This is a genomic window from Paraeggerthella hongkongensis (assembly GCF_003726035.1).
Taxonomy (GTDB): Bacteria; Actinomycetota; Coriobacteriia; order Coriobacteriales; family Eggerthellaceae; genus Paraeggerthella; species Paraeggerthella hongkongensis.
The window spans coordinates 19,630-31,271 of sequence record NZ_QICD01000031.1; the positions used below are offsets into that span (position 1 = coordinate 19,630).

General features: G+C 55.6%; 13 protein-coding genes. 9 read left to right on the forward strand and 4 right to left on the reverse strand.

Annotated elements, in window-relative coordinates; all coding sequences use genetic code 11:
- The first annotated feature begins 162 nt into the window (after window positions 1-162).
- The 7 genes from DMP08_RS10925 (at window position 163) to DMP08_RS10955 (ending at window position 6,520) form a co-directional block, all read left to right on the forward strand.
- A complete protein-coding gene (locus tag DMP08_RS10925; protein ID WP_475733969.1) occupies window positions 163-543 on the forward strand; it encodes a metalloregulator ArsR/SmtB family transcription factor in 381 nt (126 codons plus the stop codon).
- A gap of 29 nt (window positions 544-572) precedes the next feature.
- On the forward strand, window positions 573-791 hold the full coding sequence (locus tag DMP08_RS10930; RefSeq protein WP_123192919.1) for a cation transporter: 219 nt from the start codon (window positions 573-575) through the stop codon (window positions 789-791).
- 81 nt (window positions 792-872) lie between these two features.
- A complete protein-coding gene (locus DMP08_RS10935) occupies window positions 873-2,804 on the forward strand; it encodes a heavy metal translocating P-type ATPase (RefSeq protein ID WP_123192920.1) in 1,932 nt (643 codons plus the stop codon).
- 104 nt (window positions 2,805-2,908) lie between these two features.
- Entirely contained in the window at window positions 2,909-3,157 is a 249-nt protein-coding gene (locus DMP08_RS10940; protein ID WP_123192921.1) for a VF530 family protein, read from the forward strand.
- Between the two features lie 87 nt (window positions 3,158-3,244).
- On the forward strand, window positions 3,245-3,622 hold the full coding sequence (locus tag DMP08_RS10945; RefSeq protein WP_123192922.1) for a hypothetical protein: 378 nt from the start codon (window positions 3,245-3,247) through the stop codon (window positions 3,620-3,622).
- A 258-nt stretch (window positions 3,623-3,880) separates the two neighbouring features.
- On the forward strand, window positions 3,881-4,864 hold the full coding sequence (gene guaA, locus DMP08_RS10950) for a glutamine-hydrolyzing GMP synthase (protein WP_123192923.1): 984 nt from the start codon (window positions 3,881-3,883) through the stop codon (window positions 4,862-4,864).
- A 267-nt stretch (window positions 4,865-5,131) separates the two neighbouring features.
- On the forward strand, window positions 5,132-6,520 hold the full coding sequence (locus DMP08_RS10955; RefSeq protein ID WP_123192924.1) for an AlbA family DNA-binding domain-containing protein: 1,389 nt from the start codon (window positions 5,132-5,134) through the stop codon (window positions 6,518-6,520).
- Between the two features lie 26 nt (window positions 6,521-6,546).
- On the opposite strand, the gene DMP08_RS10960 is transcribed toward DMP08_RS10955, so the two are convergent.
- From DMP08_RS10960 to DMP08_RS12465, 4 genes are all read right to left on the reverse strand, one after another.
- Entirely contained in the window at window positions 6,547-8,217 is a 1,671-nt protein-coding gene (locus DMP08_RS10960) for a coiled-coil domain-containing protein (protein WP_148042359.1), read from the reverse strand.
- A gap of 1,181 nt (window positions 8,218-9,398) precedes the next feature.
- Window positions 9,399-9,893: a site-specific integrase gene (locus DMP08_RS10965; RefSeq protein WP_123192926.1), complete on the reverse strand. Its 495-nt coding sequence runs from the start codon at window positions 9,891-9,893 to the stop codon at window positions 9,399-9,401.
- A gap of 1 nt (window position 9,894) precedes the next feature.
- Window positions 9,895-10,011: an Arm DNA-binding domain-containing protein gene (locus DMP08_RS12815; RefSeq protein ID WP_123192927.1), complete on the reverse strand. Its 117-nt coding sequence runs from the start codon at window positions 10,009-10,011 to the stop codon at window positions 9,895-9,897.
- Complete coding sequence (locus DMP08_RS12465; RefSeq protein WP_161555460.1) at window positions 10,001-10,192, reverse strand: hypothetical protein; 192 nt, start codon at window positions 10,190-10,192, stop codon at window positions 10,001-10,003. The genes DMP08_RS12815 and DMP08_RS12465 overlap by 11 nt, the downstream gene beginning before the upstream one ends.
- 189 nt (window positions 10,193-10,381) lie before the next feature.
- Between DMP08_RS12465 and DMP08_RS10980 the strand changes: the two genes are divergently transcribed.
- Both DMP08_RS10980 and DMP08_RS10985 read left to right on the forward strand, forming a co-directional pair.
- Window positions 10,382-10,900, forward strand: coding sequence for a helix-turn-helix domain-containing protein (locus DMP08_RS10980; protein ID WP_123192929.1), 519 nt, complete (start codon window positions 10,382-10,384; stop codon window positions 10,898-10,900).
- The gene (locus tag DMP08_RS10985; RefSeq protein WP_123192930.1) at window positions 10,897-11,559 is read left to right on the forward strand and encodes a hypothetical protein; all 663 of its coding nucleotides are present in this window, start codon (window positions 10,897-10,899) and stop codon (window positions 11,557-11,559) included. Before DMP08_RS10980 ends, DMP08_RS10985 begins: the two co-directional genes overlap by 4 nt.
- The last annotated feature ends 83 nt before the right edge of the window (window positions 11,560-11,642 follow it).

Consider the following 11,642-nt stretch of genomic DNA (forward strand, 5'->3'; position numbering starts at 1 on the left):
TCGCCGCCATGATACCGCATCTTGCGAAGCCCTTGCAGCCCGCTCGCCGCTGCCGTTACCGGAAAAGAACGGACGAGTTTTGCAGATTGCTTCACGAGCGCTTGACAGCCTCGCATGCGTCCGTATACTTATGAACAGTTGTTCACATGAAAAGAGGTTACCATGTCCATGGAAGAAGCTCCGCATCTTGCCAGCTCCCACGACGGAGGCTGCGCCTGCGGCAATGCCGAACATGCAATCGATGCCACGCTCGACTGCATGCCCGACGAGGAACTGCTCTACGACCTGGCCGACCTGTTCAAGGTATTCGGCGACACCACCCGCATCAAGATCCTGTACGCCCTCATGGGCCAGGAACTGTGCGTGGCGGACATCGCCGACGCGATCGGCGCCACGCACAGCGCGGTGTCGCATCAGCTGCGCACGCTCAAGCAGGCGCGGCTGGTGAAATTCCAACGCGACGGCAAAAACGTCATCTACTCGCTTTCGGACGATCACGTGCACACGATGCTCGCCCAAGGCATGACCCATATCTGCGAATAAAGCCGAACCGAGAACGAAAGGACAGCGACATGCGCAAAGCGTTCAAACTCCAAGACCTCGAATGCGCGAACTGCGCCGCTAAAATGGAAAGCGGAATCAAGGAAATCGACGGCGTGCAAAGCGCCACGATCAGCTTCATGACCTCCAAGCTGGTGATCGAAGCAGACGAAGGTCGTTTCGATGTCATCCTTGCCGAAGCCCAGCGCATCTGCAGCAAGTACGAACCCGACTGCGTGATCGTGCGCTAGCCCCTCCAGACAACCCAGGTGCACCACGGCGTCGATCGACGCCGGGCATCGTGCGCCCCGAAACGCGAAAAGAAGGATCCTATGAACAAAAAGCAGAGACGGACAAGGAACCGCATCGTTGCAGCCATCGCGCTGTTCGTCCTCGTCTACGCTGCCGTCGAAACGCTTCCGCTAGCCACCTGGCTCGGCAGCGAAACGAACGCCCTTTGGGCCGAGTTCATCCTGTTCCTTGCCCCCTACCTCATCGCCGGCTACGACGTGCTGCTGCGCGCAGCCAGGAACATCGGGCGCGGGCAGGTGTTCGACGAGAACTTCCTTATGACGGTGGCAACCATTGGCGCGTTCGCGCTCGTACTGTTTCCCGACAGCGACCCGCACATGGCCGAAGGCGCGGCCGTTATGCTGTTCTACCAGGTAGGAGAGCTGTTCCAAAGCTACGCCGTAGGAAAGAGCCGCAAGTCGATCGCCGACATGATGGACATCGCCCCCGATTACGCGAACGTCGAGCGCGACGGCTCGCTTGCGCAGGTGGACCCCTACGAAGTGAACGTCGGCGACGAGATCGTGATCAAGCCTGGCGAGCGCGTCCCCCTTGACGGCGTGGTGGTCGACGGCAAAAGCCAGCTTGACACCGCGGCGCTTACCGGAGAAGCGGTGCCGCGCGAGGTGCAAAGCGGCGACGAGATCATTTCGGGCTGCGTCAACCTATCGGGCAAGCTGGTCGTGCGCGTGAGCAAGCCCTTCGGAGAGTCCACCGTGTCGCGCATTCTGGAACTGGTGGAGAACGCGGCCGAGAAGAAGGCGCGCACCGAGAACTTCATCACCCGATTCGCGCGCTATTACACGCCCGCCGTGGTGATCATCGCGGCGCTCCTGGCTGTGATCCCACCGCTTTTACTGGGCGAGAGCTGGTCGGATTGGATTCAGCGCGGTTTGGTCTTTCTGGTGGTTTCGTGCCCGTGCGCGCTCGTCATATCGGTTCCGCTTTCGTTTTTCGGCGGTATTGGCGGCGCCTCGCGCCTGGGCATCCTGGTGAAGGGCAGCAACTACCTGGAGGCGCTCGCATCGACGGAAACCGTCGTGTTCGACAAAACGGGCACTCTGACCGACGGATCGTTCAACGTGGTGGCCGTGCACCCGCAAACCGGCATCGACCCCGACCGCCTGCTGTCCATCGCAGCACATGCCGAAGCGTACTCCGACCACCCCATTGCGCTTTCCGTCAAGAAGGCCTACAGCGGGACTCTTGATAGGCAGCGCATAGCGGATACGGAAGAGCAGAGCGGTCACGGAGTGCGCGCAACCATCGACGAGCACGTGGTGTACGTTGGAAACGACAAGCTCATGAGCTCGTGCGGCGTAGACTTCCGCGAATGCGACTTGACGGGGACCATCCTGCACGTGTCGCTGGACGGAAGCTATATCGGGCACATCGTCATAGCCGACGTGGTCAAGCCCGACGCCGCCCAGGCCATTGCCGATCTTCGCGCGGCGGGCGTGCGCGAAACCGTCATGCTCACGGGCGACCGCGCCGACGTGGCCGCCGCCGTGGCCAGCAAGCTGGGAATCGACGAGTACCGAGCGCAACTGTTGCCCCAGGACAAGGTGGCCGAAGTGGAGAAGCTGCTCGACCGCACGCACGCGCACGGTCGAGGACGGGGCAAGCTGGCGTTCGTGGGCGACGGCATCAACGACGCGCCGGTGCTCACGCGCGCCGACATCGGCATCGCCATGGGGGCCATGGGATCCGACGCCGCCATCGAAGCCGCCGACGTGGTGCTCATGGACGACAAGCCGTCGAGCATCGCCCGCGCCATTCGCCTTGCGCGCAAGACTATGGGGATCGTGCGGCAGAACATCGCGTTCGCCCTGGGAGTGAAGCTCCTCGTGCTGATCCTGGCTGCGATAGGCTTCGCCAACATGTGGCTCGCCGTGTTCGCCGACGTGGGCGTGGCGGTTCTTGCCATCCTGAACGCCATGCGCGCCATGAGCGTGGCGAAGCTCAGGCGCTAAACGCTCCCCTACCGTGCTGATTCGAAAGGCCGCTCGCGCTATGGTGCGGGCGGCCTTTCTTGTACTATGGAACCTTGCGAAACCGAAGACGAGAAGGACGGCCTATGACCTCCGATGAACCGAAGATGCGCGAGCATCCCAACGACCCGCTGCACGGCATCACGCTCAAGACGATGCTCGAGGAACTGGTGGACGAGTACGGCTGGGACGACCTGGCAAGGCGCATCCGCATCAACTGCTTCAGCAACAACCCGAACCTCAAAAGCTCGCTCAACTTCCTGCGCAAGACGCCCTGGGCGCGCAACAAGGTGGAGGAGCTGTACAAAGAGTCGGGGCTCTGGAAGAGAGGGTAGGCGGAAGCATCCCCCCTGCCGGTAACGAAACGGATGCGGCTTTCATTCGAGATCAAGAAGCCGCCTTCCTCAAGGTAGCATGAAGTCATGAACGACCTCGAAAACAGCAAGCCTCTCGCGAAGCGCAACCTTGCCCGGTGCGCCATAGTTATCCTGCGCTGGGCGCTCGTGGCAGGATGGTTCGCCTTCTCCGCGCTCGTTCAGCCCGGTGCCGAAGATCCCGTGCGCGCCGTTTCCCAGTCTCTCGCCTCCGCAGGGCTCGCCTTCCTCTTGGTCAACGCCCTCTGGCAGCACATGCCTCTCAAGTGGGCATGCTTGGTCGGCGCGCTTGCCGCATGCAGCTTGAACCTGCTGGCGCTTTCGCCGGACTCCTGGCTTGCCATCGCCATCGGCTCTGTTGCCGGAGTGCTGGTTGGCTACCCCGTTATCCAGCGCATCGATCGACTCATCGCATCGCGCCGTTGAAGTCGGCGCGCGTCGGGCACCCTGCCCCGCCCATGCGATCCGCTCAAGCGGGACGAACGCGTCGGGCGCGCAGCCGGAACGCAACGTGAAATTCATCCGCAACGAGAATTAGAGCGAAGATTTCGTTTAGAAAGGGCGGTTACGAGCCGTCGCCGCCAAAGCGCCGTTTCTCGACGTCCGTTCGTCCGCTATAATCTCACCAGTGAAACCAAGGCTGCGGCCGCGCGCCCGGCTTACCGACGAGAAAAAGGAGACCGCATGGATCCCAACAAGCGTCCTGACGATATGGAGCGCATCACCACGCCCGAACTGGCGAAGACGTTCATCGACGAGCAGGTGGAAGCCATCCAGGCGCAAGTGGGCGACCAGAAGGTGCTGCTGGCCCTGTCCGGCGGCGTGGACTCGTCGGTCGTGGCGGCGCTTTTGATCAAGGCTATCGGCAAGCAGCTCATCTGCGTGCACGTGAACCACGGCCTCATGCGCAAGGGCGAAAGCGAGCAGGTGGTCGACGTGTTCCAGAATCAGCTGGATGCGAACCTGGTGTACGTGGACGCGACCGATCGCTTCCTGTCGCTTCTCGACGGCGTGGAAGAGCCCGAGACCAAGCGCAAGATCATCGGCGCCGAGTTCATCCGCGTGTTCGAGGAAGAGGCACGCAAGGTGGGCGACGAGGTGAGCTTCCTGGCGCAGGGCACCATCTACCCCGATATCCTGGAGTCCGACGGCGTGAAGGCGCACCACAACGTGGGCGGCCTTCCCGACGATCTGCAGTTCGAACTGTGCGAGCCCGTCAAGCTGCTGTACAAGGACGAAGTGCGCGTCATCGGCCGCGAGCTGGGACTGCCCGAAGGCATGGTCGAGCGCCAGCCGTTCCCCGGTCCCGGCTTGGGCGTGCGCTGCCTGGGCGCCATCACGCGCGATCGCTTGGAGGCGCTGCGCGAAGCCGACGCCATTTTGCGCGACGAGTTTGCGGCGGCCGGCCTGGAGGGCAAGGTGTGGCAGTACTTCGTGACGGTGCCCGACTTCCGCGCGACCGGCGTGCGCGACGGTGTGCGCGCCTTCGAGTGGCCGGCGATCATCCGCGCGGTCAACACGGTTGACGCCATGACCGCCGAGGTGCCGGAGCTGGATTGGTCGCTGCTCAAGAAGATCACCGCGCGGATTCTGGCCGAGGTCCCCGGCATCTGCCGCGTGTGCTACGACCTGACCCCGAAGCCTATCGGGACCATTGAGTGGGAGTAGGCTGGAGGCTTGTTCTATCTAATAGCAAGCCTCCCATCTATTAGCAGCGGTTAGCATCTATTCATGATTAATTGTGGTGAACATACAGCATGGATGTACGGGAGGTATAGGGCACACTCACCATTGGGTGTCCTGCGACCACTTTTGAGCAATTCAGGAAGCAATTCGCGAATATCTTCCTGAATTGCTTCCTGAATGCGTGAATGCTTCCTGAATCGTGCTAATATTTCAACGATATAAGAACCCTAAGTCGAAACAAGTACCCGTATGGAAGCCGAACTGCTGTTAGAGACGATTGCCCAGGGTGAATCTGCATCAGTTGAATTTAAGAGGTGCGGAGCACGGCCCGAACAGGATACCTTTGAGACCATTTGCGCATTCGCCAACCACATGGGCGGCAGCGTCTACCTCGGCGTGGAAGACAATGGGACCGTTACCGGCGTTGCAGCAGGCACGGCAGTAGATATACAGCGCAACATTGCCAATGTCGTTCGCAATCCCAAGTTGTTCGACCCCGCTGTGATGCTTGAGACCGAGCTGGTTTCCGTAAACGGCAAGACCGTCATCCGCATTTGGGTTCCCATGAGTCCTGATGTCCATCGATATAAGGGTGTTGTTTACGACCGTATCGCCGATGCGGATGTAAGGGTTAGTGTTGGCAGTCAGATTTCGGCAATATACATTTGCAAGAGCAGTCTTGAGACTGAGCGACGAATTTTTCCTTATCTGAAGCTGAGCGATTTGCGTGAGGGCCTCATAGACCGTGCAAGGCAGATGGCCGTAGCACGGCGGCCAGGACACCCTTGGGGAGGGTTAGACGACGAGCGGCTCCTGCGCAGTGCCCAGCTTCTGGCCAAGGACTACTCGACGGGACAGGAAGGCCTTACCCTCGCCGCTGGTCTGCTCTTCGGTAGCGATGAGACGATTGGCTTACTCTGCCCTACCTACAAAACCGATGCCGTGGTCAGGCTGCGCGACGAGGACCGTTACGACGACCGACTAACGGTGAAGTCCAACCTCATCGATGCGTACGATGCTCTTATGAGGTTTTGCGAGCGTAACCTCCCTGATCCATTTGTTCTCGAGAGCGATGCAAGGGTCAGTGTTAGAGGAATCGTATGCCGTGAACTCATCTCCAATATGCTCATCCATCGGGAGTTCACGAGTCCCTATCCTGCAAAGCTAGAGATCAATCGTGAGGAACTGCATACCCAGAACGCCAGCAGGGCCTTCTTCGAGGGAAGCATCACGCTCAATCACTTTAGCCCAATGCCGAAGAACCCCTCGATTGCCAATGTCTTTACCCAGATGGGACTTGCGGAGGAGCTGGGTAGCGGCACGCGTAGTCTATTCAAGTATGCACGAAGCTTCATGGGCGGGGACCCGGCCCTCGTGGACGAAAACGTCTTCCGTGCAACAGTCCCAGACGTAGATGGAGCTTTGCTCCCGGAAGCGACAATCGTCGTTCAACCTGGAAATATTGACCAGGCTATACTGGAGTTTGCGGCACCTCGAACCAGCTTCACGCTGGGAGAGGCGGCTGAGGCCGCCGGGATCTCCAAGCGCAGCGCCAGCACTCACTTATCCACGCTTATAGAGGCAGGCAAATTAATCGGAGGAGGATCAACGAGAAATCGTAAATTTCGAAAGAAATAGCTTCTCGGCTGTATCTTGCTTCTCGTTTATTTCATAGACTTCGTTGAATACGTGTCAAGATGTTTACCTACGGACGAGACGACTAATTTTTTGCTTTTGATATCGAACCCAAAATAAATGCGGATAAATTGATCGCTCGCCTCCTTGTTACCTTTTTTAATATGGGTTTCCACATTGATTTCTCGACCACGATATACGTCTCTATACTGCTCAATCAGCTTTGCGTTCTTGCGCGTCATCATTCCCGCGCCTCTTGAATACTCAAACTCAGACTTACTATTGAAGCTTTTTGCTATGTCTATCTCGCCCTGATTTGTATAAAGATCATATGCAATCGTGCATAAATCATACAGTGCGTTCCAGAGTATGTCTGGTCGTGTAGTGCAATCATCGAGCGATTTCATGGCGCGGTCAGTAAAATCAATTCTGTCACCAAATATGGTCGCGAATAGATCACAAAGGATTCGTGGCGAATATTTTTGCATGTCAATCTCATCAGCAACTGAAGAGCCCCTGGCTCCATTTAAAGCATTCTCTGCAACCTGGGCCCTTGCTTCGAGTGAATATATCTTCGACCTCGCTTCATCAAGATCGTGCCGCAGTTGTTCATTTTCTCGATGAGCTGTATCTGCTTCTTCTTCAAGCTCAATGAGTAATCCCATTGATTCTTCTTCGGCGTTCTTAACTCGATTTTCAGCAACAGTAATTTGTCCTTGAGCTTCTTTCATTATGGATGCGCGCCGAATCTTACTTTTTACGACATCCAGCCTAACCATAGTTCCGTAAAAATAGACGTCCTGCGCCAACGCACGTCTGAGCATCTGAACGAATATTTCGTCTCCCATTTTTTCTATTGTGCTTGGCTGGAAATACCGGTGACGCCTAGAATCGCCAGGGTCATCAAGATGAGGCTTAGACATATAGACACGAACAAATCCGTTGTAGCATTTGTATTGATCGTCCGGCAGAAGCTCACGCATTTCATCGCTAAATGCCGGGTCGATTGCGTAATAAACCATCGCGCTTGGCCCAAGGCTCCTGGCAATCTGTTGTGGGTCAATGACTGTCTGGTTGCTATCTGAGTGCCTCTTAGGACTTAGATAGATAATGGGGGTATCGCGGTTTTCGTCAGCTATTAGCTTCCAAAAATTCGGAAAGCCCCCCACATGAAGTTCTTGCGCATCAAGATGAAGCGGCAATCCACATAGCTCGCATTCGAGGAATTTACTTCTATTTAGCCGTCTGACGAGTCCTGGGACCGATGGCTTGGGTTCGTCTTGGCATTCGCCAAGGTAGCCTGGTTGATCTCCGTAGGAAAGTACTATAGATACTGTTCCATACTTTGGTTCTTGAAAGGCAAATCCAATCTCCGTAATCCATTGCCTTGGGGCAAAACCGCTCCTTGCCACGGTTTCAGTTATCGAGCAAGCCCAATAATTCATATTCTCATGGTCCCAATATGCACTTGAGTAGAAGCGCACTGTTCCCTCTTGGTCTTCAGAGACAATTGCCGAGCCCTTTTTGAATTCTGACCATATTGCGTTATCCGATGGAATAGCAACATTATTAGTCGCCCATTTATGGCTCATCCATTTTTTTATTTCACAGATAAGACTCCACAGAGCGTCGTCATTGCTCTCTATTGCCCTAATTTGAAATGAGGCTTTATAGAACAGCGTTAAATTTAAATCATGCATGACCCGCTCCAATTTCTAGAAACCTCTTTAGCGATATACCCACTAAAAGACTTTAATGAATCTCACCACATTCTACAAGATTCATGGAGACACGCTTCATTCGCAATGAAGCGTAAGTGAAGAACTGCAAGCCATTACGACTTCCGGCAGCCATTCACATACATTCACCTACAAATGAAGTCACCTGCTGAGCATAAATCAGTGTTTTCTCAGATCAGCTCCATCAATCTTCACTCGGAAATTGTCACTCTTGGGTCGGCGAGCACCCCACCCTGTCGGCACCGTTTCCATCCATGTAGTCAGTTGCACACAATCGAATCACGTCTGTGCAGTTCAAATGCGTCGTTCTTCGGTCGAGCGAAAATACTCTCCTCAAGTGACTACAGAGCGTGTAGTCACCGCTGACTACAGGGTGACTACACGGTTTTCACGATAGGAGAGCAGAAAGTCCCAGTTCACCAGCCCTGCTGACTACATCAAAACGCGCTAGGCAACGATCGAGTGGGAGTGAATCAGCACATTATCGTGAGGTTTGATTTGGGTGGTTTAGCGGGTGTTTTAGTAACTCAACATGCGCTGTAATTACCTGCTAACCGCTGGCAACACGAGTTACGAAGAGCCTTCCTGATGATACGGGAAGGCTCTTCTACTATTGGTTTTACCTGCAGCTAAGACGATTACAACAGCTCCGCTCGTTTGCGAATGGGTGACGACCTCACGATTTTGTAGCAGTCATCTGCGAGTTTTCATATGCGACAACGGTGTCGTACTCACGAACTGCGCTTTTGCGTATAGCGTGGTGGCAGAAATACTCATCTGATACTCAGATACGGGATACTATTACATAGTAAGGAAACCTGAAACACCGAATGCCTCATAAACAAGAGAATCGACTATTTCTTGATTGCAAGTGCTGTTTGATAGCACATATTCTTTAACGTATTTAATGAGCTCCTTCGAAGAACTGTTATTTGCGTCAGGCAAAGGATATTTGTTGATATATTGAGTCAGATACCGGCGTTTCCCCGAATAAAGAACGTTTTGGAAAGCAAGTAAGTGATATGCATCCATTAGAGACGAGTTCGAAACACCCAAGATCAGATACAGCAGGTCCAAATTAGCTTTGTCGATTGGTTGAATCCAATAGCAGTTTCCGTCCACTAGTCTTCCATCGAAGTCAATTAGGAAACGAGCATGATTGAAACGCGCCTGGCCTTCAGATCGAAATCGGCGGGCGTGAGCGCCAGCGCCTCACCGCTGCGGATTCCCAGGCAGTAAAGCACCTCGAAGACCATGAATGACAGGTCCTTGCCCATGATCGCCCGCGAGAAGCGCTTGTACTCGTCCTTGGTCCAGAAGTGCATCTCCTCGGTCTTCTTGGAGCCTATACGGTCGACGCGACTCATGGGGTTAGACGGTAGCCCGTAGTAGCGAACCGCGTGGTTGAGCATCGCGCAGAGCTGGTTGCCGATGGTTCGCAGGTACGACTCCTTGTAAGGCAGGCCGTTCGAGGTGGTAAGCGACTGCACAGCGTTCTGCCAGATGAGAATGCCGAGCGGGGTTATCTCCGTGAGCCCCTTCTCCCCGAGGTACGGCAGGATCTTGGTCTCGATCAGCTGCTCCTTTCCGCGCAAGGTGGTTATGCGCAGGGTCTTCTCGAGGTCCTTGCGGTACAGGTCATAGAAGGCATTCGGCGAAGCCGCGCTTGGTCTTTTTCTTTCGGTTTCCCCACCAGTCGCGGTACCAACACCGAACGTAGTACGTGCCGCGCTCCGGACCCTTTCTAACGGACATCGCTACCGCCCTTGCCGAAGTAGCGCTCGTTGAAGTACTCCTCGCTCACCTTGCCCTTAACCACAAGGCAGCCCTTCTCCTCCAGCTCCTCGTTGAGCTTCCTGATTACCTTGTAGGCGTAGCCCGCGGAGGTGCCCAGGGCCGCCGCCACTTCCTCGGTGCCGATCATCTTCGTTGCCATGATGCTCTCCTGTCCTTTTCTCTGCTTTCTGAACCTCACTTTTCGTGAGGTTGTCTCATGTGCATAGCATACCTCACGTTTATGTGATGTTGTGCGAGATTGCGCAGATTGCTCACAAATTCGTGAGGTGGTACAATTTGCCCCAGCTTTGTACGCGAAACAACGGATCCCCTACGTCAGGACGAAACCATGCTCGGTAAGAACAAGAAGGATTGGGAGCTCCCCCGCTACGCCCGAAAGATCAAGGAGCTCAGAGTGGATCGGCAGCTCACGCAGAAGGAGCTGGCAGAGCTTTCCGGCATCAGCGAGAGCGCCATGCGCAGCTACGAACTCGGCGACAGGAAGCCCAAGCCCGAGGTGCTCGACCGCATAGCCCGCGCGCTCAAGGTGAGGCCGGAGTATCTGTCTGCGCCGGAGTTCAAGAACCGCCTGGAATTCGTCTACGCCTTGTTGGAGAACGACGCGGAACGCGGGTTCACCGTTACCGCCATCGACGGCAAGTCCGCGATCATCGCTGACACGTACTCGACCAAGCACGGAGAGCTCTTGAGACTCCTTGACGAGTGGTCCGAGATGAAGGCCAAGCTCGAGGCCGAGGAGATCACGGCCGAGGAGTACGCCGACTGGAAGCGCACGTACGAGGGCGTCGGCTGGGTCAACACACCCCCGGCAACAAGCGCCCCTGGACCGGGAAGTAGGAACTTATGAGCTACGAACTGGCTCGCAAAGACAAGGATCTTGCGAAAAGAAACGCCACTCTTGCGAAGAAGGGAGACGACGCGAACTCCGTTTCAACGCTTGCCACCGTGGTCAAAAGCAAAGGCGAGATTGCTAGGAAGACATTAGAGAAGACGGCAGAAGCCGCCTGCTCTCTTGATTCCATCAAAGAAGCTCTCACAGAAGAGACGCAGCTCGTTGTCAACATGTCAGATGCCGCGAAGAAGGCCTACGACGAGGGTCTCATAAAGTTCGACACGAACAAGGCCGGCGAGATGTTCGCACAGCTTCGCGACGCCAACGGCCATTACGGAAAGAAGATCCCCATCAAGGAGCAGGTGGTCGCGAACGGCCTCAACCCACTCGAGGTCCAAAACGCAATGCGTACCCAAGCCATCCAAGAGCAGCTTGAGGAGATTGTCGCCACCCTCGCGGAAATCAACGAAGTCGTTTGCGACATCAAGCAGGGCCAGCATAACGACAGGCTTGGCCTGTTTCTTAGCGGCCAGGCACTGTACTTAGAGTCCAGGGAGATCAGCGATCCCACCTTACGGAAGTTCCTGGAAGCTCAAGCTCTGAAGTCCCTGAGCGATGCAAACGGTCAGTTGACCTGTATCGTTTTTTCGGACACGAGGTTAAGAGATTTTTGAACCTAAATCTAGTAATCTCATACCTACCGAAAAAGGAGTGCAGTGATGACGAATTCACGAACGAAGTACACCGAAGAATACCG

Excerpts from the sequence above, each read along its gene's own strand:
- DMP08_RS10945 (WP_123192922.1), top strand. The coding sequence starts at position 3,245 with ATGAACGACCTCGAAAACAGCAAGCCTCTCGCGAAGCGCAACCTTGCC.
- DMP08_RS12465 (WP_161555460.1), bottom strand. The coding sequence starts at position 10,192 with ATGGCAACGAAGATGATCGGCACCGAGGAAGTGGCGGCGGCCCTGGGC.
- DMP08_RS10985 (WP_123192930.1), top strand. The coding sequence starts at position 10,897 with ATGAGCTACGAACTGGCTCGCAAAGACAAGGATCTTGCGAAAAGAAAC.
- DMP08_RS12815 (WP_123192927.1), bottom strand. The coding sequence starts at position 10,011 with ATGTCCGTTAGAAAGGGTCCGGAGCGCGGCACGTACTACGTTCGGTGT.
- DMP08_RS10925 (WP_475733969.1), top strand. The coding sequence starts at position 163 with ATGTCCATGGAAGAAGCTCCGCATCTTGCCAGCTCCCACGACGGAGGC.
- DMP08_RS10980 (WP_123192929.1), top strand. The coding sequence starts at position 10,382 with ATGCTCGGTAAGAACAAGAAGGATTGGGAGCTCCCCCGCTACGCCCGA.
- DMP08_RS10935 (WP_123192920.1), top strand. The coding sequence starts at position 873 with ATGAACAAAAAGCAGAGACGGACAAGGAACCGCATCGTTGCAGCCATC.
- DMP08_RS10930 (WP_123192919.1), top strand. The coding sequence starts at position 573 with ATGCGCAAAGCGTTCAAACTCCAAGACCTCGAATGCGCGAACTGCGCC.
- DMP08_RS10960 (WP_148042359.1), bottom strand. The coding sequence starts at position 8,217 with ATGCATGATTTAAATTTAACGCTGTTCTATAAAGCCTCATTTCAAATT.
- DMP08_RS10940 (WP_123192921.1), top strand. The coding sequence starts at position 2,909 with ATGACCTCCGATGAACCGAAGATGCGCGAGCATCCCAACGACCCGCTG.
- DMP08_RS10955 (WP_123192924.1), top strand. The coding sequence starts at position 5,132 with ATGGAAGCCGAACTGCTGTTAGAGACGATTGCCCAGGGTGAATCTGCA.
- guaA (WP_123192923.1), top strand. The coding sequence starts at position 3,881 with ATGGATCCCAACAAGCGTCCTGACGATATGGAGCGCATCACCACGCCC.